Source organism: Microlunatus kandeliicorticis, from assembly GCF_014137855.1.
GTDB lineage: Bacteria > Actinomycetota > Actinomycetes > Propionibacteriales > Propionibacteriaceae > Microlunatus > Microlunatus kandeliicorticis.
On record NZ_JACGWT010000001.1, the window covers coordinates 775,876 to 797,546 of the forward strand.

Here is a 21,671-nt window from a genome sequence, read left to right on the forward strand (position 1 = left end):
GGGCGTCGGACTTCGGGCGTGGGTCAGTCGTCGAGCATCACGACGGCGCCGCTCCGACGCGGGTCGGCCCCGCCGCCGAGCCGGCTGATCGCCGACACGCCGCCGAAGTAGGGGTCCCGGCCGTCGGCGACCAGCACCTCCTCGCCGTCGGCGGCCAGCCCGTGCAGCACGTCGGCGGCGAAGCCCGGCTCGAGCCGCACCCGGCCCTCCATCGCGTTGAGCCGGGGCGCGTCGATCGCGGACTGCGGGTCGGCGCCGGCGAGCATCCGGAGCACGGTCTGCACCAGTGCCGGGCGGATCCGGCTGCCACCGGCCGCCCCGGCCGCCAGCACCGGTGCGCCCGCGGCGTCGAGCACGACGAGCGGCGACATCATCGAGCCCATCCGCGCCCCGGGCGGCAGCGCGGAGCGGATCAGCTCGCCCTCGCCCATCATCGAGTTCAGGTGCACGCCGTACCCGGGCACCCAGACGGCCGAGCCGAGACCCAGGCTGGTGGTCATCGCACAGGCGTTGCCGTCGGCGTCGACGGCGACCAGGTTGGTGGTCTCCGCGCGCCGCTCGGGCCCCCGGAGAGCGGCGACCAGCCCGCGCGCAGCGTCGGCGTCGAGCAGCGGGTCGGCCCCGACCGCGGCCGCGGCCCGGGCCAGGGTGCCGAGGACGTCGTCGAGGTCGTCGCCGCGGGCGTGCACGGTGCCGGCGTACAGGTCGACGCTGCGGCCGGGGTGCTCCACCACCCGGTAGGCCTCGAGGTCGGTGTGGTCGAGCGCGCCGCCGTCGGCCACCGCGTCGACCAGCGCGTCGGCCAGTTCGCCCCGGTAGAGCGCCTCCGGGTCGCGGGCCAGCAGCTCGTAGGCCCGGTGCAGGTCGGGGTGGAACAGCGGGGCCCCGGCGGGCAGCGGGTGGCCCGCCTCGTCGCAGAACATCCGGGCCCCCTCGCCGACGCACATCGCCTGCGCGACCGCGGGCAGCAGCTTCGCGTGGGCGGCCGGGAACGGCGTGCCGAACGACGCCCGCCGGCCGGGTTCGACCACCTGCGGCCAGTCCAGCCGGCCCCACCGGCTCCAGACGTGGTGGGCGCCGGCGGTGTTCCCGGGCACCGCGACGGTCGGCGGCCCGACGTCGTAGGGCATGTCCTGGCCGACGAACCGCACCTCGATCGGCGTCCCGGGCCCGGGCGTCCGGCCGCCCAGCCCGGGCACCGCGACGAAGAAGTCGACGCAGGTCACCGTGCCGTCGGCGGCGTCGTAGTAGGTGGCGAACCCGCCGCCGCTCAGCCCGTTGAAGATCGACTCGGCCGCGCAGCCGACCAGCATCGCGGCCACCGCCGCGTCCGCCGCCGACCCGCCGGCCCGGAGGATCTCGGCGCCGGCGGCCGCGGTGGCCGGGTGGCCGGCCGCCACCCCCGCTCGGATCCTCACCGGGACACCCTAGGACCTGGCCGCGGGCGCCCACGGTGCCGCTCGGCCCGCGTCCCGGTCGTTGCGGGGGAGGGCGCGCCCACCTCGTGACAGCTGTCAGGGCGAACCGGAGCCCGGTGCCGCCAGACTCGGCTCGTGTCCGCGCCCCTCGACTATCGTGAGCCGCGGCCGGGGCGCGACCCGGCCGACGGGGGGCCCGCGGTGCGTCGACGGTGGTCGCTGCTGAGGCTCGAACCGTTCGGCGAGTTCGAGGACCCGCACGCCGCTCCGCTGGCCAACCGCTGCGACGACGAGGGCGGGCCGGCTCCGGCCTGGACGCTGCGCCGGGCGGTGCAGAACCGGCTGGCCATGTTCGTCTTCGGGCTGGTCTTCATGGTCTTCCCGGCGATCACGTTCGCCCAGCTGGTGCACACCCCGGGCCGGATCGCCGTGGCCGTCGCGCAGATGGCGGCGCTGGTGGTGCTGTACGCCGGCACCTCGCTCGTCGCCGACCTCTCGCTGCGGGCCCGGTGCGCCTACCTGGGCGCCTTCGCCGCGGTGATGGCCAGCACCGCGTTCCTGATCGGCTTCTACTTCAGCGGGTTCGGCGTCTACTTCGCGATCATGATCGCCAGCCTGGTGCCGTGGCGGGTCGCCCGCGGTCTGGTCGTGGTCTGGGGGGTCTGGCTCGCGCTGCTCGGTCTGATCACGGCGCAGTGGACGCCGGTGTTCATCGCCCTGATCGCGGTCGGGATCGGCTGGGCGGTCGGCACCGGGATGGAGCAGGGCCGGGTGGCCGCCAAGCTCCGCCAGGTCGAGCTGCGCGCCACCGAGCTGGCGGTGGTCTCCGAACGCGAACGGATCGCCCGCGACCTGCACGACATCCTCGGGCACTCGCTCACCGCGGTGTCGATCAAGGCCGGGCTGGCCGGCCGGCTGGTCGGGATCGACGACGCCGGCGCCCGGGCCCAGATCGCCGACGTCGAGGCGATCGCGCGGCAGGCGCTGGCCGACGTCCGCTCCACCGCCTCGGCGATGCGGCAGGTGCGGCTGGCCACCGAGATCGCCAGTGCCCGGTCGGTGCTGCTCGCCGCCGGGATCACCGCCGAGGCGCCGTCGGCCCTCGACCCGCTGCCCGAGTCGGTGAGCGAGCTGCTCGGCTACGCCGTCCGCGAGGCGGTGACCAACGTCGTCCGGCACAGCGGCGCCACCCGGTGCGTGATCACCGCCGGGCCGGGGACCGTCTGCCTGGCCGACGACGGGATCGGGCTGGGTCGGGTCCGGATGCGCGGTCGCAGCGACGGGTCCGGGCTCCGCGGCCTCGGCCAGCGGCTGGAAGCCGGCGGGGGCGAGCTGGTGCTCGAAGCGGGGCTGCCGCGCGACGGCGGCCACGGCTTGGCCGTCCGGGCCGTCGTCCCGCTCCAGCCGGTCCCCGAACCCGGCGGCGCACCGAGCGCGGTCGCCGTACCAATGCCCGAGCCGGCCGACCGCGCCGCCGAGCCGGCCCGCGGCGAGCGGTGACCCGGTGATCTCGGTGCTGCTGGTCGACGACCAGGCGATGATCCGGCAGGCCTTCGCCGCGCTGCTCGGGCTGGAGCCCGACCTCGAGGTGGCCGGCCAGGCCGCCGACGCCGAGACCGCGGTCCGGCTGGCCGCGGAGACCCGTCCCGACGTGGTGCTGATGGACGTCCAGCTCGGCGCCGGGGCCGACGGGATCGCCGCCACCACGGAGATCCTGCGGATCCACCCGCCGGCCCGGGTGATCATCCTGACCACCTTCGGGCGGCCGGGCTACCTGCGCCGGGCGATGGAGTCGGGTGCGGTCGGCTACATGGTCAAGGACGCCCCTGCCGACCAGCTCGTCGAGGGCATCCGCCGGGTGCACCAGGGGCTGCGGGTGGTCGACCCGACGCTGGCCGCGGCCAGCCTGAGCATCGGACCCTCACCGCTGACCGAGCGGGAGACCGAGGTGCTCCGGGTCGCCGCCTCGGGCGGCTCGACCGCCGCGATCGCCGCCACCGTCTTTCTCTCCGAGGGGACGGTGCGCAACCACCTGTCCGCGGCGATGGGCAAGCTCGGGGCGACCTCGCGGGCCGAGGCGGTCCGGCTGGCCACCGAGAACGGCTGGCTGGGCTGAGCGTGGGCCCGGGCCGCGCACGGTCGGGTCAGACCCGGGTCAGGCTGAGCAGCGAGACCGCCGGCAGCGGCAGCGCGACCGGGAGCACGAGGCGGCCGCCGGCGACCTCCACCGTCCGGTCGGGCTCGCAGGTCTCGAGCCCCTGCCGCGCACGGACGGCCTCGAGCTGTTCCTCGGTCGGGTCCTGCGGGCTGCCCAGGGCGCGCCAGACCGTGTGCGCGTTGCTGTGCCCGGCGTCGATCCGCTCGTGCCGCAGCCGGTACCGGCCGTCGGTCAGCCCGCTCACCACGACCTCGACCGCGGCCGCGTCGTCGGTGGTCCGCCACTGGTCGTCGGTGTGCCGCCAGACCAGCACGCCGAGGGCGGCGGGGTCGCCGGCCGCCAGCACGTCGACCTCCTCGCGCATGCTCGACCCGTCGGCGGCGTCCCGGTCGAGCTCGGTCAGCGACCAGGCGGCGTCCGAGCCCGCTTCGAGCCGCGGTCCGCGCAGCCGGGCGAGCATCCGGTAGGCGTTGAGCAGCGGCTTCTCGATCCGGCCGGCGGTGAGGAACGACCGGGTGCCCTCGAAGAAGCGCTCGCCCTCGAAGTAGAAGCTCCACGAGGTGGCCCGGTCGATCCGGACCCGCTCGGTGGCGTTGAGGTCGAGCACCTTCTTCATCAGTTTCACCTGGAACACGGGGTAGTACTCGGTGTTCTGGAAGCCGTAGTTCGGGTTGTCGTAGCGGCCGAAGTGGGCCGGCACGGCCGCGTCGCACTCGTCGACCACCGCAGGCAGGTCGGCGTAGCGGGGGAACTCGGCGATCACCCGGTCCAGCGTCCGCAGGTCGTGCAGCATCTTGGTCGAGGACGGGCTGAGCCGTTCCGGTGGCGGGTCGTCGGCCGGCCGGTAGAGCCGGCTGGGGAACGCGCAGCCCTTGCTGTGGTAGCTGACGAAGTCGAGCGGGTCGCCGGTGCGGGAGGTGTGGGCGAGGAAGCGGCGCAGGAAGTCGGCCCCGCCGCTGGTCACCGCGGGCCCGCCGACCCGGGCCTCGGGCAGCTCGGCCCGGACCGCCGCCGCGGTCACCGAGTAGAGCGCGCAGAACTCCTCGACGCTGCCGCGCCAGTAGAAGATGTCGGGCTCGTTCCACAACTCCCACAGCCAGGCCGAGACCTCCTGCTCGCCGTAGCGGTCACGGCAGTGCGCGGCCAGGGCGCGGACCAGTCCGGCCCAGCGGTCGAGGTCGCGCGGGGGATAGGCCCAGGCGCCCGCCTCGTAGCTGGTGTAGACGGTCGGGCTCGGGGCCACCGTCAGCTCCGCGGCCCGGTCGGGCACCAGGTCGCGCGGGGTGAAGCCGAGCTCGACCAGCACGTGGTGGCCGGCCCCGACGATCGCGTCGTAGGCCTGGTCGACGATGCCGAAGTCGTGACGCGGACGCCCGTCGGCGTCCTCGTGGTAGACGTTGCCCGAGCCCCAGTGCGGGATGCCGAAGCCGCTGCCCGAGCAGAACACGTAGTGCGGCCGCACCAGGAAGCCGTCGTCGGCCAGGTCGCCGAACGTCCGCAGCAACCGGCGCCCGGTCGGGGTGTAGGTCCAGTTGATCTCGTCGTAGCCGATCGACTCCCAGACTCGGTCGAGCGGTCCGGTCGGCCGGTCGGCCCGGACCTCGACCCGGGCGGCGGTGACGTGCGGCGCGGTGGGGTCGCTCGGGGCGGCCGGCGGGAACGCCGGACCGGTCGCGGGCGTTGCCGGTCCGGCTGTCGTCGTGGCGTGATCGGAGTCGAGCGTGGTCATCCGCCGGGCACGTCCTCACGGTCGGGGCGCGGGAAGATCGGGTCGGCACCCGGATTTGGCTTCCGGGGGCACGTCTGACAATATTGACGGGTTGCTCCGACGGGGTCGCCGGGGTGTGCCATGTCTCCGAGGCGTCGAACGGCCGTGGGAACGGTCGGGACGACGGACGGGATGCGGGCCACCGGACCGCGAGACCCACAGTCCAGGGGCGGGAGTCAGATCCCGCACCCGGGCATCCACCAGCAGGACCGAAGGCGGGCCCGAAGCCCGCTGCCAGCCTGTGCGGTCTGGAGTCGAGCGACACGCCCGACCTCGGGGGTCGGACGCAGGCAGGACAGCACGACAGACGGTGTTCGGACGGAAGAGAAGGACGGACGAGTGGCGGGACAGAAGATCCGCATCAGGCTCAAGGCCTACGACCACGAGGTCATCGACAGCTCGGCGCGCAAGATCGTCGACACGGTGACCCGGACGGGTGCGCGAGTCGCCGGCCCGGTGCCGCTGCCGACCGAGAAGAACGTGTTCTGCGTGATCCGTTCGCCGCACAAGTACAAGGACAGCCGCGAGCACTTCGAGATGCGTACGCACAAGCGGCTGATCGACATCATCGACCCCACGCCGAAGACGGTCGACTCGCTGATGCGTCTCGACCTGCCGGCCGGTGTCGACATCGAGATCAAGCTCTGAGGGATCGGATGAGCAGCATCAAGAACAGGGCCAACACCGCAGCCGACCGCAAGATCAAGGGCCTGCTCGGGACCAAGCTCGGGATGACCCAGCTCTGGGACGAGAACAACCGGGTGGTCCCGGTGACCGTCGTCCAGGCCGGGCCGTGCGTGGTCACCCAGGTCCGCACCCCGGCGACCGACGGGTACTCCGCGGTCCAGCTCGGGTTCGGCGCCATCAAGGCCAAGAAGGTCACCGAGCCGGCCCGCGGGCACTTCGCCAAGGCCGACGTCACCCCGCGCAAGCACCTGGTCGAGATCCGCACCACCGACGCCGGTGAGTACACCGCCGGCCAGGAGGTCACCGCCGACATCTTCGAGGCGGCCGAGATCCTCGACGTCACCGGGGTCAGCAAGGGCAAGGGCACCGCGGGTGTCATGAAGCGGCACGGGTTCGGCGGTCTGCGCGCCAGCCACGGTGTCCACCGCAAGCACCGCTCGCCGGGCTCGATCGGTGGCTGCGCCACCCCGGGTCGCGTGTTCAAGGGCCTGCGGATGGCCGGCCGGATGGGCGTCGAGCGCAAGACGGTGCAGAACCTCGCCGTGCACTCGGTCGACACCGAGCGCAACCTGATCCTGATCAAGGGCGCGATCCCCGGGGCCAAGGGTGGCCTGGTCGTGCTCCGCAGCGCTTCGAAGAAGCCGGTTCCCGGAGAGGACGCCTGATGACCACCACCTCCAACGAGACCCGGACGGTCGACGTGCTCGACGCCCAGGGCGCCAAGTCCGGCAGCGCCGAGCTGCCCGCCGAGCTCTTCGACGTGACCGCGAACATCCCGCTGATCCACCAGGTCGTGACCGCGCAGCTCGCGGCCGCCCGGCAGGGGACGCACTCCACCAAGACCCGCGGCGACGTCCGCGGCGGTGGCACTAAGCCGTACCGGCAGAAGGGCACCGGTCGCGCCCGGCAGGGCTCGATCCGCGCGCCGCACTACACCGGTGGTGGCATCGTCGGCGGCCCGCAGCCGCACGGCTACGCCCAGCGGACACCCAAGAAGATGATCGCCGCCGCGCTCCGCGGGGCGCTCAGCGACCGGGCCCGCGACGGCCGGGTGCGGGTGGTCAGCGAGCTCGTCGCCGGGGAGACCCCGTCGACCAAGGCGGCGCTCGCCGCCCTGGGCGCGGTCACCACCGCGACCAAGCTGCTGGTGGTGCTGGCCCGCGACGAGGACGTGGCCTGGCTCAGCCTGCGCAACGCCCCGACGGTGCACGTGCTGATCGCCGACCAGCTGAACGCCTACGACGTGCTCTGCGCCGACGAGGTCGTCTTCACCAGCGCGGCGCTGGAGGCCTTCGTCTCCGGCCGTGGCGCGAGCGGGGCGGCGACCGGGTCGACCGGGAGCGGCGCCAAGCCGAAGGCGATGCCGACGCTGGGCGCCGACGGCGGCTACCGCGGTGACGAGCCGCCGGCCGGGTTCGAGATCAAGGGCAACGAGGACTCGATGAAGTTCCACGCCCCGAGCTCGCCCTGGTACGGCTCGACCAAGGCCGAGGTGTGGTTCGACACCGCCGAGGCTGCCGAGGCCGCCGGCTTCACCAACGCCGAGCACGCGCACGACGACGAGAAGGGCGAGGACGACAAGTGAGCAACGCGCTGAAGATCCACGACCACCGCGACGTGCTGCTCGCCCCCGTGGTGAGCGAGAAGAGCTACAGCCTGCTCGACGAGAACAAGTACACGTTCCTCGTCGCGCCGCAGGCCAACAAGACCGAGATCAAGATCGCGGTGGAGACCGTGTTCAAGGTCAAGGTCACCGGTGTGAACACGATCAACCGCACGGGCAAGAAGCGCCGCACCCGCTACGGGTTCGGCAAGCGCCCCGACACCAAGCGCGCGATCGTGACCGTGGCCGACGGCCAGAGCATCGACATCTTCTCCTGAGTCGACGCCGAGAGATCTGACAGAGGACTGACCTGACATGGCTATCCGTAAGTACAAGCCGACGTCGGCCGGACGTCGCGGCGGGAGCGTGGCCGACTTCGTCGAGCTGACCCGCTCGACCCCGGAGAAGTCGCTGCTCGTCCCGAGCCCGAAGACCGGCGGCCGCAACAACACCGGCCGGATCACCACCCGGCACATCGGTGGCGGTCACAAGCAGGCCTACCGGCTCATCGACTTCAAGCGCTACGACAAGGACGGCGTGCCGGCGAAGGTCGCGCACATCGAGTACGACCCGAACCGCACCGCGCGGATCGCGCTGCTGCACTTCGCCGACGGCGAGAAGCGCTACATCATCGCGCCGCTCGGCCTGCGCCAGGGCGCGGTCGTCGAGGCCGGCGAGGGCGCCGACATCAAGACCGGCAACAACCTGCCGCTGCGCAACATCCCGGTCGGCACCACCGTGCACGCGGTGGAGCTGCGCCCGGGCGGCGGCGCCAAGCTCGGCCGGTCCGCCGGCGCGAGCATCCAGCTGGTGGCCCGCGAGGGCAAGAACGCCACCCTCCGGATGCCGTCGGGCGAGATGCGGATGGTCGACGTCCGCTGCCGGGCCACCGTCGGCGAAGTCGGCAACGCCGAGCAGGCCAACATCAACTGGGGCAAGGCCGGCCGCAACCGCTGGAAGGGCAAGCGGCCCAGCGTCCGCGGTGTCGCGATGAACCCGATCGACCACCCGCACGGTGGCGGTGAGGGCAAGACCTCCGGTGGTCGTCACCCGGTCAGCCCGTGGGGCAAGCCCGAGGGCCGCACCCGCAACCCCAACAAGCCGAGCTCGCGGATGATCGTCCGTCGTCGCCGGACCGGCAAGAAGCGCTGAGCAGGAAGTAACTGGAGATGCCACGCAGTCTGAAGAAGGGTCCCTTCGTCGACGACCACCTGGCCAAGAAGGTCGAGGTGCAGAACGACAAGGGCACCAAGAACGTGATCAAGACCTGGTCGCGCCGCTCGATGATCGTGCCCGACATGATCGGTCACACCATCGCGGTGCACGACGGCCGCAAGCACGTGCCGGTCTTCATCACCGACTCGATGGTCGGTCACAAGCTCGGCGAGTTCGCCCCGACGCGGACCTTCCGGGGTCACGTCAAGGACGACCGCAAGTCGCGCCGGCGCTGAGGCAGAAGAGGGAGATCTGATGAGCAACACCGACAAGGCACGGCCGAGCCGGCGCTCCGCGCTGCTCGGGGACCGTCCCGGGTCGTACGCGATCGCCCGCGCGGTGCGGATGAGCCCGACCAAGGTGCGCCGGGTCGTCGACCTGGTGCGCGGGATGGACGTCGCCGACGCGCTGACCACGCTGCAGTTCGCGCCGCAGGCCGCCTCCGAGCCGGTCTACAAGGTGCTGGCGAGCGCGGTGGCCAACGCCGAGAACACCGACAACCTCAAGCGCGACGACCTCTACGTCTCGCAGGCGTTCGTCGACGAGGGCATGACCATGCGGCGGATCCGGGCCCGGGCCAAGGGGAGCGCGAGCCGCATCCTCAAGCGCTCGAGCCACATCACCGTCGTCGTCGAGCCCCGCGATCAGGAGAACTGAGCCATGGGTCAGAAGATTCATCCGTACGGCTTCCGGCTGGGCACCAGCACGGACCACAAGAGCCGCTGGTACGCCGACAAGCTCTACGGCTCCTACGTCGGCGAGGACGTCAAGATCCGCCGGCTGCTGACCAAGAGCCTCGAGCGGGCCGGCATCTCCAGCGTGGAGATCGAGCGGACCCGTGACCGGGTCCGGGTCGACATCTACACCGCCCGCCCGGGCATCGTCATCGGCCGCAACGGCGCCGAGGCGGAGCGCGTCCGCGGAGAGCTCGAGAAGCTCACCGGCAAGCAGGTCCAGCTCAACATCCTCGAGGTGAAGAGCCCGGAGACCGACGCGCAGTTGGTGGCCCAGGGCGTCGCCGAGCAGCTGGCCTCCCGGGTCCAGTTCCGCCGGGCGATGCGCAAGGCGCAGCAGACCGCGATGCGGTCCGGCGCCAAGGGCATCCGGATCCAGTGCTCCGGTCGTCTCGGCGGCGCCGAGATGAGCCGCTCGGAGTTCTACCGCGAGGGCCAGGTGCCGCTGCACACGCTGCGCGCCGACGTCGACTACGGGTTCTTCGAGGCCCGGACCAGCTTCGGCCGGATCGGCGTCAAGGTCTGGATCTACAAGGGCGACGTGTCCGGCAGCCGGGCCGAGCGGGCCGCGCAGAAGGCCGCCCGCAACGCGGCCGGCGGGCGTGCCCGTCCGGGTCGCGGTCGCGGTGACCGCCCGACCCGCGGCGACCGCCCGGAGCGTGGTGGCCGTCGCCGCCAGGAGGGTGCCGAGACGCCGTCCGCCCCGTCCGAGGCGGCAGCGCCGGCCGAGGTGAACGAGACCAGTGGAGTGGGTGCCTGACATGTTGGTTCCGCGCAGAGTGAAGTTCCGCAAGCAGCACCACCCGACCCGTCGGGGGATGAGCAAGGGCGGCACCAGCCTGGCGTTCGGTGAGTATGGGATCCAGGCCCTCGAGGCCCACTACGTCACCAACCGGCAGATCGAGTCCGCTCGTATCGCCATGACCCGGCACATCAAGCGTGGCGGCAAGGTGTGGATCAACGTCTACCCCGACCGTCCGCTGACCAAGAAGCCCGCCGAGACCCGGATGGGTTCGGGCAAGGGCTCGCCGGAGTGGTGGATCGCCAACGTCAAGCCCGGCCGGGTGATGTTCGAGCTGTCCGGCGTGGCCGACGACGTGGCCAAGGAGGCCCTCCGGCTGGCCATCCACAAGCTGCCGATGAAGTGCCGGGTGCTGACCCGCGAAGCAGGTGAGAACTGATGCCGACCACGAGCGCCGCTGAGCTGCGGGGCCTGTCCCGCACCGAGCTGAACGCCAAGGTGACCGAGCTGAAGGAGGAGCTGTTCACGCTCCGCTTCCAGGCCGCCACCGGCCAGCTGGAGAACCACGGCCGGCTCCGGGCCGTCCGCAAGGACATCGCCCGGATCTACACGGTGATCCAGGAGCGCACCCTGGGCATCGTCGACGACCCTGACGCCGAGCTGGCCGCCGCCGGCACCGACGAGAAGGCATGAGGATGAGCGAGCAGACGCAGAACGAGACCGCCGCGGACGCCCCGGTCGACAAGGACCGGGTGGCCGCCGAGGTCGCCGCCACGTCGGCCGACCGCGGTCGCCGCAAGGTCCGCGAGGGCCTGGTGGTCAGCGACAAGATGGACAAGACCGTCGTGGTCGCCGTCGAGGACCGGGTGAAGCACAAGCTGTACGGCAAGGTGCTCCGCCAGACCTCGAAGCTCAAGGTGCACGACGAGGAGAACGCCGCCGGCGTGGGTGACCGCGTCGTGGTGATGGAGACCCGTCCGCTCAGCGCCACCAAGCGCTGGCGCCTGGTCACCATCGTCGAGAAGGCCAAGTAACCGCTCGTCCCGATCACGGTGCCCCGGCCCCGTCGATGGGCGCAGCGCCGTCGGAAGTGAAGTTCCACCAGGCCCGTGAGGGAACCGGTGCGACAACCAGGAGAGAAGACAGATGATCCAGCAGGAGTCGCGGCTCAAGGTCGCCGACAACACCGGAGCCAAGGAGATCTTGTGCATCCGCGTGCTCGGCGGCTCCGGACGCCGTTACGCCGGCATCGGTGACGTGATCGTGGCCACGGTCAAGGACGCGATCCCGGGCGGCAACGTGAAGAAGGGCGACGTGGTCAAGGCCGTCGTCGTCCGGACCGTCAAGCAGAACCGTCGGGTCGACGGTTCCTACATCAAGTTCGACGAGAACGCCGCGGTCATCCTGCGTCAGGACGGCGAGCCGCGCGGGACCCGCATCTTCGGCCCGGTCGGCCGCGAGCTGCGCGAGAAGCGCTTCATGCGCATCATCTCGCTCGCCCCGGAGGTGATCTGACATGACCCAGCACAAGACCTCGAGCAAGGCGCAGAACAAGCTGCACGTCGTCAAGGGTGACCGGGTGAAGGTCATCGCCGGCAAGGACAAGGGCCTGGTCGGTGAGGTGCTCGCGGTGTTCCCCGAGCGCCAGAAGGTGACCGTGGCCGGCGTCAACATCGTCAAGCGCCACCTGCGTGACACCTCGAGCCAGCCGCAGGGTGGTCGCACCACCAAGGGCGGCATCGTCAGCTCCGAGGCCCCGATCCACGTCTCGAACGTGCAGCTCGTGGTCAAGGACGCCGACGGCAAGGAGGTCGTCACCCGGGTCGGCTACGAGCGGACCGAGGTGACCAAGCGTCGCCCGGACGGCTCGGAGTACCAGGGTTTCCGCTCGGTGCGGATCGCCCGCAAGACCGGTGAGGAGATCTGATGACCACCGAGACCACCGAGAAGTCCGGTACCACCTCCGGGTACGTGCCGCGGCTGCTCCAGCGCTACCGCGACGAGATCAAGCCGGCCCTGCAGTCCGAGTTCGGCTACGCCAACCCGATGCTGGTGCCCGGCCTGGTCAAGATCACGGTCAACATGGGTGTCGGCGAGGCTGCGCGCGACTCGAAGCTGATCGACGGCGCGACCCGCGACCTGGCCACCATCACCGGGCAGAAGCCGCAGGTGACCCGGGCCCGGAAGTCGATCGCCCAGTTCAAGCTGCGCGAGGGGATGCCGATCGGCGCCCACGTGACGCTGCGCGGGGCCCGGATGTGGGAGTTCGCCGACCGGCTGCTGAGCCTGGCGCTGCCCCGGATCCGCGACTTCCGCGGGCTGAGCCCGAAGCAGTTCGACGGGCACGGCAACTACACCTTCGGGTTGAGCGAGCAGGTGATGTTCCACGAGATCGACCAGGACCGGATCGACCGGTCCCGGGGCATGGACATCACCTTCGTGACCACCGCGAGCACCGACGACGAGGGCCGGGCGCTGCTGCGTCAGCTCGGCTTCCCGTTCCGGACCAACTGAGACCGGGAGAGGAGTAACCATGGCCAAGACCGCCCTCAAGGTGAAGCAGGCCCGCAAGCCGAAGTTCGGCGTCCGCGCCTACACCCGGTGCCAGCGCTGCGGCCGGCCGCAGGCCGTCTACAAGAAGTTCGGCCTGTGCCGGATCTGCCTGCGCGAGATGGCGCACCGCGGCGAGCTGCCCGGTATCACCAAGTCCTCCTGGTGACCCTGACCTCCGAAGCCACACTCCGTGACCGGCCGACGGCCGGGCGCGGACACCACACAGCGATGACAGGTCCCGGCACGGGAAACCACGTCGAGAAAGAAGTACGACAGTCATGACGATGACGGATCCGATTGCGGACATGCTGACCCGCGTCCGGAACGCCAGCCAGGCGTACCACGACGAGACGGTGATGCCGCACAGCAAGATCAAGGTCGGGATCGCCGAGATCCTGGTCAAGGAGGGCTACATCGCCTCCTACCAGGTCGACGACCCCAAGGAGGGCGAGGTCGGCAAGACCCTCAAGATCACCCTCAAGTACGGCCAGAACCGGGAGCGCTCGATCGCTGGCGTGCGGCGGATCTCGAAGCCGGGTCTGCGGGTGTACGCCAAGTCGACCGGTCTCCCCAAGGTGCTCGGCGGCCTCGGGATCGCGATCATCTCCACCTCCCAGGGTCTGCTGACCGACCGGGATGCCCACTACAAGAGCGTTGGCGGGGAAGTCCTCGCCTACGTCTGGTGACCGGGGACTGAGAGAGGAGAGCGAGAGATGTCGCGCATCGGAAAGTTGCCGATCCCCGTCCCGTCGGGCGTCGAGGTGAACCTCGACGGCCAGAACGTGTCGGTCAAGGGCCCCAAGGGCACCCTGCAGCACACCGTGGTCGAGCCGATCACCGTCGTCCGCAACGACGAGGGCCAGATCGAGCTGCGCCGCCCGAACGACGAGCGGGTCGCCAAGTCGCTGCACGGCCTGAGCCGCACCCTGGTCGCCAACATGGTCACCGGGGTCAGCACGGGCTACGAGAAGAAGCTCGAGATCGTCGGCGTGGGTTACCGCGTCCAGGCCAAGAGCCCGACCGAGCTCGAGTTCGCGCTCGGGTTCAGTCACCCGGTGCGGGTGAAGGCCCCCGAGGGCATCACGTTCACCGTCGAGTCGAACACCCGGTTCACGGTCCTCGGGATCGACAAGCAGCAGGTCGGTGAGGTCGCGGCCAACATCCGCAAGCTGCGCAAGCCGGAGCCCTACAAGGGCAAGGGCGTGAGGTACGCGGGCGAGCACGTCCGCCGCAAGGTCGGAAAGGCTGGTAAGTGACGATGCCCCGTTCTCAGAACACGCAGTCGCTGTCCGCTCCCAAGCACACCTCGGCGAAGACCGCCTCGCGGTTCCGTCGGCAGGTGCGGGGCCGGAAGCGGATCTCCGGGCTGCCCGAGCGGCCCCGGCTGGTCGTCTTCCGGTCGGCCCGGCACATCACCGCCCAGGTGATCGACGACGTCGCCGGCCACACGCTGGCCTCGGCGTCCTCGATGGAGGTCCCGGTGCGGACCGCCACCGGCGACAAGTCGGACAAGGCCAAGCAGGTCGGCCAGCTGGTCGCCGAGCGGGCCAAGGCGGCCGGTGTCGAGCAGGTCGTCTTCGACCGGGCCGGCAACAGGTACCACGGGCGGGTCGCGGCACTGGCCGACGGCGCGCGCGAGGGTGGACTGGGCTTCTAGCCCACGACGGAATCGAACCGAGGAGTAAGGAAAAGCGATGAGTGGATCACAGCGCCGCGGTGGCGGTGGCGGTGAGCGTCGCGGCCGGGACGATCGTCGTGGCCAGCAGCAGGACCGCGGGAACTACATCGAGAAGGTCGTGACCATCAACCGGGTCGCGAAGGTCGTCAAGGGCGGCCGCCGGTTCAGCTTCACCGCGCTGGTCGTGGTGGGCGACGGCGACGGCTCGGTCGGCATCGGCTACGGCAAGGCCAAGGAGGTGCCCGCGGCGATCGCCAAGGGCGTCGAGGAGGCCAAGAAGCACTTCTTCCGGGTGCCCCGGGTGCAGAGCACGATCCCGCACCCGGTCCAGGGTGAGAAGGCCGCCGGCGTGGTCATGCTGCGCCCGGCTTCGCCCGGTACCGGCGTGATCGCGGGCGGCGCCTGCCGCGCCGTGCTCGAGTGCGCCGGCGTCCACGACGTGCTGGCCAAGTCGCTGGGCTCGGCGAACGCCATCAACGTGGTGCACGCGACCGTCCAGGCGCTGCAGAACCTGGAGGAGCCGGAGGAGGTGGCGCGTCGCCGCGGCAAGTCCGTGGAGGACGTCGCGCCGGCCGCCCTGCTCAAGGCCCGGGCGGCGGTGCACTGATGCCGCGGCTCAAGGTGACCCAGGTGCGTTCCAGCATCGGCGGCAAGGCGAACCAGCGGAACACGCTGCGCAGCCTCGGGCTGAAGCGGATCGGCGACTGCGCCGCGCACGAGGACCGTCCCGAGATCCGGGGCATGATCGCCACGGTGACCCACCTGGTCAACGTGGAGGAGGTCGAGTAACGACATGAGCGAGACGAGCGACGAGACCCGCCGCGCCGGCACCGGGCTGCGGGTCCACCACCTGCGTCCGGCCCCGGGGGCGAAGACCGCCAAGACCCGGGTCGGCCGTGGTGAGGGGTCCAAGGGCAAGACCGCCGGGCGCGGCACCAAGGGCTCCAAGGCCCGGAACAACATCCGGCCCAACTTCGAGGGCGGGCAGATGCCGCTGCAGCAGCGGCTGCCGAAGCTGCGCGGCTTCAAGAACCCGTTCCGGACCGAGTACCAGGTGGTCAACCTGGACAAGCTGAGCGCGCTCTACCCGCAGGGTGGCGAGGTCAGCGCCGAGTCGCTGGCCGACCTGGGCGCGGTGCGTCCGGGGCTGCCGGTCAAGGTGCTGGGCAGCGGCGAGCTGACGGTGGCCGTCCAGGTCACCGCGCACGCCTTCTCGGCCAGCGCCAAGGAGAAGATCGCGGCCGCCGGCGGCACCGCGACCGAGCTCTGAGGCACGCGCACACCGAACCGACAGGAGGGCGACCCGGGCGACCGGGCCGCCCTTCGTCGTTCCCGGGGCCTCCCCGCCTCCGCTCAGGCGCGTCCGGGGTCACAGCTCGTGAGGGTGTCCGAGCCGGGTCCGCTTGATAGAGTCGAGCGGTCTCCGGCCCGGAGCCGGGCCCGCGGGGACGACAGGTCACAGCAGATCAGAGAGAAGGACTTGGGTTGCTCTCCGCCTTCGTGAACGCGTTCAGGACACCTGACCTGCGCAAGAAGATCCTGTTCACCCTCGGGATCATGGCGATCTTCCGGCTCGGCGCCTCGGTGCCGGTGCCGAACGTCAACATCGGCCAGCTCAACACCTGCGCCACCCAGGCCGCCGCGAGCGACCGGGCCGGGCTGTACTCGCTGATCAACCTGTTCTCCGGCGGCGCGCTGCTGCACCTGGCGGTGTTCGCGCTGGGGATCATGCCCTACATCACCGCGAGCATCATCCTGCAGCTGCTCACCGTGGTGATCCCACGGCTGGAGGCCCTCAAGAAGGAGGGCCAGTCGGGCCAGAACAAGATCACCCAGTACACCCGGTACCTGACCCTGGTGCTGGCGGTGCTGAACGCGACCGCGTTCGTGACCTACGCGGCCAACGACCAGCTGTTCACCAACTGCACCGGCATCGTCTACGACAAGAGCGTCTTCCCGATCGTCGTGATGATCCTGACCATGACCGCCGGCACCAGCGTCATCATGTGGCTCGGCGAACTCATCACCGAGCGCGGCGTCGGCAACGGCATGTCGGTGATGATCTTCACCCAGATCTGCGCCACCGTCCCGCAGGGCCTGTGGAGCATCAAGCAGCAGCGTCCGGGCAGCCAGGGCTGGATCGTCTTCCTGCTGGTCATCGGCGTCGGGCTGCTGGTGATGGCCGGTGTAATCTTCATCGAGCAGAGCCAGCGCCGGATCCCGGTGCAGTACGCCAAGCGGATGGTCGGTCGGCGCCTGTTCGGCGGCACCACCACCTACATCCCGCTCAAGGTCAACCAGGCCGGGGTCATCCCGGTCATCTTCGCCAGCTCGCTGATGTACCTGCCGGTGCTCTACGCGCAGTTCAAACCCGACGGTCCGGGCGCGGCCTGGATCTCGGCCCACCTGGTGCGGGGCAACCACCCGTACTACATGGCGATCTTCTTCGTCCTGATCATCTTCTTCGCCTACTTCTACGTCTCGATCACGTTCAACCCGGTCGAGGTCGCGGACAACATGAAGAAGTACGGCGGGTTCATCCCCGGCATCCGGGCCGGCAAGCCGACCGAGGACTACCTCGGCTTCGTGCTGACCCGGCTGACCGCGCCGGGCTCGCTCTACCTGGGCATCATCGCGTTGCTGCCGATGATCGCGCTGGCCCTGCTCAACGCCAACCAGAACTTCCCTTTCGGTGGCACCTCGCTGCTCATCATCGTCGGGGTGGGGCTGGACACGGTGAAGCAGATCGAGAGCCAGCTGCAGCAACGAAACTACGAAGGGTTCCTCCGCTGATGCGTCTGCTGATCATGGGCCCGCCGGGGGCGGGCAAGGGGACCCAGTCCCTGGCCATCGCCGAGCACTACGGGATCCCGGCGATCTCGACCGGCGACATGTTCCGGGCGATGCGCACCTCGGAGAGCGAGCTGGCCCGCCACGTTCGCCAGATCATGGCCGACGGCGGCTACATCGGCGACGACATCACCAACGCGATGGTGGCCGAGCGCCTCGACCAGCCCGACGCCGAGCCGGGCTTCCTGCTCGACGGCTACCCGCGGACCCTGGTCCAGGTCGAGTCGCTGGACAAGCTGCTGGCCGACCACGGTCACGCGCTCGACGCGGTGATCTCGCTGACCGCCGACCCCGACGAGATCGTCGCCCGGCTCACCAAGCGGGCCGAGATCGAGGGCCGCGAGGACGACAGCGAGGAGGCCATCCGGACCCGGCAGCAGGTCTACGCCGACCAGACCTCACCGCTGCTCGAGGTCTACGCCGAGCGCGGGCTGCTGGTCGAGGTGGACGGCATCGGCGAGGTGGACGAGGTCCGCCGGCGGATCTTCACTGCGCTCGACACCCACCAGACCCCCGCCGCCGCGCACTGAGACGCGACGGGTCGGGCTCTCGGTGTTCGGCTCGCGGCGCAGGATCGAGGTCAAGCGGCCCGACCAGCTGCGCGCCATGCGTCGGGCCGGTCTGGTGGTCGCCCGCGCGCTGAGCGCCGTGGCCGCCGAGCTGCGGCCCGGGATCACCACCGCCGAGCTCGACGCCGTCGCCGCCCAGGTGATCGCCTCCGCGGGCGCGCAGCCGTCGTTCCTCGACTACGGCGCGGTCGACGGCCACGGCGGGTTCGCCGGGGTCACCTGCCTGTCGGTCAACTCCGAGGTCGTCCACGGCGTGCCGGGTGACCGGGTGCTCGCCGAGGGCGACCTGATCTCGGTCGACTGCGGGGCGATCGTGGACGGCTGGCACGGGGACGCGGCCCGCACCCTCCCGGTCGGCTCGATCACCCCCGAGGCGGCCGAGCTGAGCCGGGTCACCCGCGAGGCGATGTGGGCCGGCATCGCCGCGGTCCGCTCCGGGCGGCAGATCGGCGACGTGTCCGCCGCGGTCGAGGCCTTGGTGGCCGGTCGCTACGGGATCGTCGAGGAGTACGTCGGCCACGGGATCGGCTCGGCCATGCACCAGGCCCCGGACGTCCCCAACCTCGGCCGCGCCGGTCGCGGCCCGCGGATCACCGTCGGGATGGCGCTGGCCATCGAGCCGATGCTCACCGCCGGCTCGCCGGCGAACACCCTGCTCGACGACGGCTGGACCGTGGTCACCGACGACGGCTCGCTGGCGGCGCACTGGGAGCACACCGTCGCGGTCACCGAGCACGGGCTCTGGGTGCTGACCGCCGAGGACGGGGGAGAGCAGCGGCTCGCCGAGCTTGGAGCCCCCTTCGGACCCCTGGCCGACTGACGCGCGGCGAGCGCGGGGCGAGCGTGCGCTGAGCCTGTCGGAGCGCGCGGAGGACATCCGCCGAGCGTGTCGAAGCGCGGGGAGAGCGTGCGCTGAGCCTGTCGAAGCGCGGGCAGGACGTCCGCTGAGCCTGTCAAAGCGAGGGGCGAGCGTGCGCTGAGCCTGTCGAAGCGCGAGCGCCGCGCGGGGGTGGGGACAGGGTGTCCCGCCCGCCTCGCGGAGCGCGTACACCCCACTGCCCGGGCTCGGCTCCGCGCGCGCTCCGCTCAGACGCCCGACCACACCCGGTCACCCTGTCCCCACCCCCGGCGCACCTGAGCGGACGGCGCTCGGACGGCGGGGGTGGCGGAGCACCGCACTGCGTGCGGGCTGCCGCTCCGGGGTGACGGGTGCTCGCTCTGCGCGAAAGGGGTCGACGGACGCCGTCGGGGCCGCTGGACTGGGGGGATGCGACTTCTGGTCCTGGGCGGGACCCACTTCCTCGGACGGCACGTGGTGGCGGCGGGGCTGGCGCGCGGGCACGAGGTGGCGACGTTCACCCGGGGCCGGAGCGGGCGGGCGCCGGAGGGCGTCCGGGACCTGCACGGCGACCGCGAGGTGGCGGGCGACCTCGGCGCGGCGCTGGGGGAGTGGCGGCCGGAGCTGGTGGTCGACTGCTCGTGCCAGAGCCGGGCCGCCGCCACCCAGGCGGCCGAGACGCTGGCCGGGCCGGCCGGGGCCGACCTGCGCGGCTACGCCTTCGTCAGCAGCATCAACGCCTACGCGGGCTGGCCGCCCGGGCCGGTCGGCTCCGACGACGACCCGACCTGGCCCGAGGACACCGTCCTCGAGGGGGCCGAGGACTACGGTCCGACCAAGGCCTGGGCCGAGCGCCGGTTGACCGCCGCGCTCGACGTGCCGGTCCTGCTGGCCCGCGCCGGGCTGATCTGCGGTCCGTACGACCCGCTCGAGCGGCTCGGCTGGTGGCTCCGGCGGATCGGGGCCGGCGGGCGGGTGGTGGTCCCGGAGACGCTCGACCAGCCGATGGCGATCGTCGACGCCCGCGACCTCGCCGACTGGCTGGTCCGCGGCGCCGAGCAGGGCTGGCGCGGCGGGGTCAACGCCACCGGACCGTCGGACCTGATCACCCTCGGCGGCCTGCTCGAGACCTGCGTCCGCGTCACCGGCGCCGACGTCGAGCTCGTCCCGCTGCCCGAGGCGACCCTGCTCGAGGCGGGTGTCGAACCGTGGACGCACCTCCCGTTCTGGCTGCCCGCCGACGTCGCCGCGACGGCCTGGCAGGTGGCGACGCCGCGCGCCCGGGAGACCGGGCTGGTCACCCGGACGGTCGAGCAGACCGTCAGCGACGTCTGGGACTGGTTGCGCGCCGAGCAGCCGCCCGCCCGGCCCGGGGCCGGGCTGCCCGCCGAGCTCGAGGCGCGACTGCTCGCCGGCTGACGGCTGCCGCCGCGGCCCGGCGGCCGGTGTGGTGGCATGAGCCCGTGAACGACGTCCCGAGCGCGACCCCGGCCGGGAGCCGGGGGCGGCCCCACGTGCTGCTGGTGCACTGCCACGACCTGGGCCGGCACCTCGGCTGCTACGACAACCCGACGGTGGTCAGCCCGCACCTCGACCGGCTGGCCGGGGACGGCGTCCGCTGCACCTCGATGTCCGCCGCCGCACCCCAGTGCAGCCCGTCGCGGGCCGCGTTGTTCACCGGCCGCTGGCCGCACGCCAACGGCGTCCTCGGGCTCACCCACGACCACTTCGGCTGGGACCTTCACCCCGCCGAGCGCCACCTCGGCGGGCTGCTCGCCGAGGCCGGGTACGCCACCGAGCTGGTCGGCATGCACCACGAGTCGCGCCGTCGTCCGGACGACGAGCTGGCCGCCCGGCTCGGCTTCGACAGGGTCCGGACCGGGGGCCTGGTCGACGAGGTCGCGGCCCGGGGCGAGGAGACGGTCGCCCGGCTGGCCGCCGGCGACCGGCCGTTCTACCTGCAGCTCGGGTTCACCGAACCGCACCGGCTGCCCGGATCCCGCGACCCCGAGGGGGTGATGGGCTTCCTCGGCGACCACCTCGAGCCCGACACCGAGCGCGGGGTGGCGGTGCCGCCGTGGCTGGTCGACGACGCCGGAGCACGCACCGAGGTCGCCGAGCTCCAGGGAGCGATCCGGGCGATGGACGCCGGGGTCGGCCGGGTGCTCGCCGCGCTCGGGGCCAGCGGGGTCGCCGACGACACGGTGACGATCTTCACCACCGACCACGGCCTCGCCCTGCCGCGGGCCAAGTGCTCGCTCTACGAACCCGGGCTCGCCGTCGCCTTCCTGGTCCGCTGGCCGGCCGGTGGGTGGACCGGCGGCCGCCAGGTCGACGCGCCGCTGGCCAACGTCGACGTCGTGCCGACCCTGCTCGACCTGCTCGGGCTCGACCCGGCCGGCCCACAGCGGCACGGGATCAGCTTCCGCGGACTGCTCGACGGCGGGCCCGCGGTCCGCGAGCGGGTGTACGGCGAGATGACCTATCACGACTACTACGACCCGCGACGGAGCGTGCGCGACCGGCGGTGGAAGCTGATCGCCAACTTCAGCTCGGCGCCGGCCTTCATGGACCCCAGCCAGGGCACGGTGCGCCGTTGCACCGCCGCTCCGACCGACCACCCGTGGACCACCTACCACCCGCCGGTCGAGCTCTACGACCTGCTCGAGGACCCGCTCGAGGTCCACGACCGGGCCGACGACCCGGACTGCCGCGAGGAGCGCGACCGGCTGGCCGCGGCGCTGCGGGACTGGATGGCCGCCACCGGCGACCCGCTGCTCGACGGGGCGGTGACCTCGCCGCTGCACCGCGAGACCGCCGCGGTGCTGGACGGCTGACCGCCCCGGAGTGCCGGGCCG

The 21,671-nt window shown here is 71.8% G+C and carries 30 protein-coding genes; 28 read left to right on the forward strand and 2 right to left on the reverse strand.

The genetic code is table 11. The annotated features are described in order from the left end of the window. Window positions 1-23 precede the first annotated feature (23 nt). Entirely contained in the window at window positions 24-1,418 is a 1,395-nt protein-coding gene (locus tag FHX74_RS20915) for a gamma-glutamyltransferase (RefSeq protein ID WP_182558640.1), read from the reverse strand. Window positions 1,419-1,619: 201 nt separating this feature from the next. Here FHX74_RS20915 and FHX74_RS20920 point away from each other — a divergent pair, with 201 nt between their 5' ends. Beyond that, complete coding sequence (locus FHX74_RS20920) at window positions 1,620-2,918, forward strand: sensor histidine kinase (RefSeq protein ID WP_220483404.1); 1,299 nt, start codon at window positions 1,620-1,622, stop codon at window positions 2,916-2,918. Window positions 2,919-2,922: 4 nt separating this feature from the next. Further along, window positions 2,923-3,534, forward strand: coding sequence for a response regulator (locus tag FHX74_RS03450; RefSeq protein ID WP_182558641.1), 612 nt, complete (start codon window positions 2,923-2,925; stop codon window positions 3,532-3,534). 28 nt (window positions 3,535-3,562) lie between these two features. On the opposite strand, the gene FHX74_RS03455 is transcribed toward FHX74_RS03450, so the two are convergent. After that, a complete protein-coding gene (locus tag FHX74_RS03455) occupies window positions 3,563-5,305 on the reverse strand; it encodes a GH39 family glycosyl hydrolase (protein ID WP_182558642.1) in 1,743 nt (580 codons plus the stop codon). Window positions 5,306-5,683: 378 nt separating this feature from the next. Here FHX74_RS03455 and rpsJ point away from each other — a divergent pair, with 378 nt between their 5' ends. The 26 genes from rpsJ to FHX74_RS03585 all read left to right on the forward strand — a co-directional run bounded on the left by rpsJ (window position 5,684) and on the right by FHX74_RS03585 (window position 21,650). Further along, window positions 5,684-5,992 carry a 30S ribosomal protein S10 gene (gene rpsJ, locus FHX74_RS03460; RefSeq protein ID WP_182558643.1) on the forward strand — a complete coding sequence of 103 codons (309 nt, stop codon included), beginning with the start codon at window positions 5,684-5,686 and terminating at the stop codon, window positions 5,990-5,992. Between the two features lie 8 nt (window positions 5,993-6,000). Further along, entirely contained in the window at window positions 6,001-6,696 is a 696-nt protein-coding gene (gene rplC, locus FHX74_RS03465; protein ID WP_182558644.1) for a 50S ribosomal protein L3, read from the forward strand. After that, window positions 6,696-7,616: a 50S ribosomal protein L4, sunset domain variant gene (gene rplD, locus FHX74_RS03470; protein WP_182558645.1), complete on the forward strand. Its 921-nt coding sequence runs from the start codon at window positions 6,696-6,698 to the stop codon at window positions 7,614-7,616. The genes rplC and rplD overlap by 1 nt, the downstream gene beginning before the upstream one ends. Continuing rightward, window positions 7,613-7,912 carry a 50S ribosomal protein L23 gene (gene rplW, locus FHX74_RS03475; RefSeq protein WP_328823594.1) on the forward strand — a complete coding sequence of 100 codons (300 nt, stop codon included), beginning with the start codon at window positions 7,613-7,615 and terminating at the stop codon, window positions 7,910-7,912. Before rplD ends, rplW begins: the two co-directional genes overlap by 4 nt. A gap of 37 nt (window positions 7,913-7,949) precedes the next feature. Further along, window positions 7,950-8,786 carry a 50S ribosomal protein L2 gene (rplB, locus tag FHX74_RS03480; RefSeq protein WP_182558646.1) on the forward strand — a complete coding sequence of 279 codons (837 nt, stop codon included), beginning with the start codon at window positions 7,950-7,952 and terminating at the stop codon, window positions 8,784-8,786. Between the two features lie 17 nt (window positions 8,787-8,803). Further along, window positions 8,804-9,085, forward strand: a complete 282-nt coding sequence (gene rpsS / locus FHX74_RS03485) for a 30S ribosomal protein S19 (protein WP_182558647.1) — start codon at window positions 8,804-8,806, stop codon at window positions 9,083-9,085. Between the two features lie 19 nt (window positions 9,086-9,104). Beyond that, window positions 9,105-9,506, forward strand: a complete 402-nt coding sequence (rplV, locus tag FHX74_RS03490) for a 50S ribosomal protein L22 (RefSeq protein WP_182558648.1) — start codon at window positions 9,105-9,107, stop codon at window positions 9,504-9,506. A gap of 3 nt (window positions 9,507-9,509) precedes the next feature. Next, a complete protein-coding gene (rpsC, locus tag FHX74_RS03495; RefSeq protein ID WP_182558649.1) occupies window positions 9,510-10,343 on the forward strand; it encodes a 30S ribosomal protein S3 in 834 nt (277 codons plus the stop codon). Between the two features lies 1 nt (window position 10,344). Continuing rightward, window positions 10,345-10,764 (forward strand): 50S ribosomal protein L16, encoded by a 420-nt coding sequence (rplP, locus tag FHX74_RS03500; protein WP_182558650.1) that lies wholly within the window; start codon window positions 10,345-10,347, stop codon window positions 10,762-10,764. Further along, window positions 10,764-11,018: a 50S ribosomal protein L29 gene (rpmC, locus tag FHX74_RS03505; RefSeq protein ID WP_182558651.1), complete on the forward strand. Its 255-nt coding sequence runs from the start codon at window positions 10,764-10,766 to the stop codon at window positions 11,016-11,018. The genes rplP and rpmC overlap by 1 nt, the downstream gene beginning before the upstream one ends. Window positions 11,019-11,020: 2 nt before the next feature. Then, a complete protein-coding gene (gene rpsQ / locus FHX74_RS20645; RefSeq protein WP_182558652.1) occupies window positions 11,021-11,359 on the forward strand; it encodes a 30S ribosomal protein S17 in 339 nt (112 codons plus the stop codon). Window positions 11,360-11,471: 112 nt separating this feature from the next. After that, window positions 11,472-11,840 carry a 50S ribosomal protein L14 gene (gene rplN / locus FHX74_RS03515; protein ID WP_182558653.1) on the forward strand — a complete coding sequence of 123 codons (369 nt, stop codon included), beginning with the start codon at window positions 11,472-11,474 and terminating at the stop codon, window positions 11,838-11,840. A 1-nt stretch (window position 11,841) separates the two neighbouring features. After that, a complete protein-coding gene (rplX, locus tag FHX74_RS03520; RefSeq protein WP_182558654.1) occupies window positions 11,842-12,252 on the forward strand; it encodes a 50S ribosomal protein L24 in 411 nt (136 codons plus the stop codon). Then, window positions 12,252-12,839 (forward strand): 50S ribosomal protein L5, encoded by a 588-nt coding sequence (gene rplE, locus FHX74_RS03525; RefSeq protein WP_220483405.1) that lies wholly within the window; start codon window positions 12,252-12,254, stop codon window positions 12,837-12,839. Before rplX ends, rplE begins: the two co-directional genes overlap by 1 nt. 19 nt (window positions 12,840-12,858) lie before the next feature. Then, on the forward strand, window positions 12,859-13,044 hold the full coding sequence (locus FHX74_RS03530) for a type Z 30S ribosomal protein S14 (RefSeq protein WP_182558655.1): 186 nt from the start codon (window positions 12,859-12,861) through the stop codon (window positions 13,042-13,044). 112 nt (window positions 13,045-13,156) lie between these two features. Beyond that, complete coding sequence (rpsH, locus tag FHX74_RS03535) at window positions 13,157-13,564, forward strand: 30S ribosomal protein S8 (RefSeq protein ID WP_182558656.1); 408 nt, start codon at window positions 13,157-13,159, stop codon at window positions 13,562-13,564. A 27-nt stretch (window positions 13,565-13,591) separates the two neighbouring features. Next, window positions 13,592-14,134 carry a 50S ribosomal protein L6 gene (gene rplF, locus FHX74_RS03540; RefSeq protein WP_182558657.1) on the forward strand — a complete coding sequence of 181 codons (543 nt, stop codon included), beginning with the start codon at window positions 13,592-13,594 and terminating at the stop codon, window positions 14,132-14,134. Window positions 14,135-14,136: 2 nt separating this feature from the next. Then, window positions 14,137-14,535: a 50S ribosomal protein L18 gene (rplR, locus tag FHX74_RS03545; protein ID WP_182558658.1), complete on the forward strand. Its 399-nt coding sequence runs from the start codon at window positions 14,137-14,139 to the stop codon at window positions 14,533-14,535. Window positions 14,536-14,572: 37 nt separating this feature from the next. Next, a complete protein-coding gene (gene rpsE / locus FHX74_RS03550; RefSeq protein ID WP_182558659.1) occupies window positions 14,573-15,163 on the forward strand; it encodes a 30S ribosomal protein S5 in 591 nt (196 codons plus the stop codon). Then, window positions 15,163-15,345, forward strand: a complete 183-nt coding sequence (gene rpmD, locus FHX74_RS03555; RefSeq protein WP_182558660.1) for a 50S ribosomal protein L30 — start codon at window positions 15,163-15,165, stop codon at window positions 15,343-15,345. The genes rpsE and rpmD overlap by 1 nt, the downstream gene beginning before the upstream one ends. A gap of 4 nt (window positions 15,346-15,349) precedes the next feature. Further along, complete coding sequence (gene rplO, locus FHX74_RS03560; RefSeq protein WP_182558661.1) at window positions 15,350-15,826, forward strand: 50S ribosomal protein L15; 477 nt, start codon at window positions 15,350-15,352, stop codon at window positions 15,824-15,826. Between the two features lie 215 nt (window positions 15,827-16,041). After that, the gene (secY, locus tag FHX74_RS03565; RefSeq protein WP_182558662.1) at window positions 16,042-17,349 is read left to right on the forward strand and encodes a preprotein translocase subunit SecY; all 1,308 of its coding nucleotides are present in this window, start codon (window positions 16,042-16,044) and stop codon (window positions 17,347-17,349) included. Further along, window positions 17,349-17,936 (forward strand): adenylate kinase, encoded by a 588-nt coding sequence (locus FHX74_RS03570; protein ID WP_182558663.1) that lies wholly within the window; start codon window positions 17,349-17,351, stop codon window positions 17,934-17,936. The genes secY and FHX74_RS03570 overlap by 1 nt, the downstream gene beginning before the upstream one ends. Window positions 17,937-17,958: 22 nt before the next feature. Continuing rightward, window positions 17,959-18,795 carry a type I methionyl aminopeptidase gene (gene map, locus FHX74_RS03575; protein ID WP_182558664.1) on the forward strand — a complete coding sequence of 279 codons (837 nt, stop codon included), beginning with the start codon at window positions 17,959-17,961 and terminating at the stop codon, window positions 18,793-18,795. 447 nt (window positions 18,796-19,242) lie between these two features. Continuing rightward, window positions 19,243-20,232: an NAD-dependent epimerase/dehydratase family protein gene (locus tag FHX74_RS03580; protein ID WP_182558665.1), complete on the forward strand. Its 990-nt coding sequence runs from the start codon at window positions 19,243-19,245 to the stop codon at window positions 20,230-20,232. A 44-nt stretch (window positions 20,233-20,276) separates the two neighbouring features. Continuing rightward, window positions 20,277-21,650: a sulfatase family protein gene (locus tag FHX74_RS03585; protein ID WP_182558666.1), complete on the forward strand. Its 1,374-nt coding sequence runs from the start codon at window positions 20,277-20,279 to the stop codon at window positions 21,648-21,650. The last annotated feature ends 21 nt before the right edge of the window (window positions 21,651-21,671 follow it).

Excerpts from the sequence above, each read along its gene's own strand:
- FHX74_RS03455 (WP_182558642.1), bottom strand. The coding sequence starts at position 5,305 with ATGACCACGCTCGACTCCGATCACGCCACGACGACAGCCGGACCGGCA.
- rplC (WP_182558644.1), top strand. The coding sequence starts at position 6,001 with ATGAGCAGCATCAAGAACAGGGCCAACACCGCAGCCGACCGCAAGATC.
- rplD (WP_182558645.1), top strand. The coding sequence starts at position 6,696 with ATGACCACCACCTCCAACGAGACCCGGACGGTCGACGTGCTCGACGCC.
- rplB (WP_182558646.1), top strand. The coding sequence starts at position 7,950 with ATGGCTATCCGTAAGTACAAGCCGACGTCGGCCGGACGTCGCGGCGGG.
- rpsS (WP_182558647.1), top strand. The coding sequence starts at position 8,804 with ATGCCACGCAGTCTGAAGAAGGGTCCCTTCGTCGACGACCACCTGGCC.
- rplV (WP_182558648.1), top strand. The coding sequence starts at position 9,105 with ATGAGCAACACCGACAAGGCACGGCCGAGCCGGCGCTCCGCGCTGCTC.
- rpsC (WP_182558649.1), top strand. The coding sequence starts at position 9,510 with ATGGGTCAGAAGATTCATCCGTACGGCTTCCGGCTGGGCACCAGCACG.
- rplP (WP_182558650.1), top strand. The coding sequence starts at position 10,345 with ATGTTGGTTCCGCGCAGAGTGAAGTTCCGCAAGCAGCACCACCCGACC.
- rpmC (WP_182558651.1), top strand. The coding sequence starts at position 10,764 with ATGCCGACCACGAGCGCCGCTGAGCTGCGGGGCCTGTCCCGCACCGAG.
- rpsQ (WP_182558652.1), top strand. The coding sequence starts at position 11,021 with ATGAGCGAGCAGACGCAGAACGAGACCGCCGCGGACGCCCCGGTCGAC.
- rplN (WP_182558653.1), top strand. The coding sequence starts at position 11,472 with ATGATCCAGCAGGAGTCGCGGCTCAAGGTCGCCGACAACACCGGAGCC.
- rplX (WP_182558654.1), top strand. The coding sequence starts at position 11,842 with ATGACCCAGCACAAGACCTCGAGCAAGGCGCAGAACAAGCTGCACGTC.
- rplE (WP_220483405.1), top strand. The coding sequence starts at position 12,252 with ATGACCACCGAGACCACCGAGAAGTCCGGTACCACCTCCGGGTACGTG.
- FHX74_RS03530 (WP_182558655.1), top strand. The coding sequence starts at position 12,859 with ATGGCCAAGACCGCCCTCAAGGTGAAGCAGGCCCGCAAGCCGAAGTTC.
- rpsH (WP_182558656.1), top strand. The coding sequence starts at position 13,157 with ATGACGATGACGGATCCGATTGCGGACATGCTGACCCGCGTCCGGAAC.
- rplF (WP_182558657.1), top strand. The coding sequence starts at position 13,592 with ATGTCGCGCATCGGAAAGTTGCCGATCCCCGTCCCGTCGGGCGTCGAG.
- rplR (WP_182558658.1), top strand. The coding sequence starts at position 14,137 with ATGCCCCGTTCTCAGAACACGCAGTCGCTGTCCGCTCCCAAGCACACC.
- rpsE (WP_182558659.1), top strand. The coding sequence starts at position 14,573 with ATGAGTGGATCACAGCGCCGCGGTGGCGGTGGCGGTGAGCGTCGCGGC.
- rpmD (WP_182558660.1), top strand. The coding sequence starts at position 15,163 with ATGCCGCGGCTCAAGGTGACCCAGGTGCGTTCCAGCATCGGCGGCAAG.
- rplO (WP_182558661.1), top strand. The coding sequence starts at position 15,350 with ATGAGCGAGACGAGCGACGAGACCCGCCGCGCCGGCACCGGGCTGCGG.
- FHX74_RS03570 (WP_182558663.1), top strand. The coding sequence starts at position 17,349 with ATGCGTCTGCTGATCATGGGCCCGCCGGGGGCGGGCAAGGGGACCCAG.
- FHX74_RS03580 (WP_182558665.1), top strand. The coding sequence starts at position 19,243 with ATGCGACTTCTGGTCCTGGGCGGGACCCACTTCCTCGGACGGCACGTG.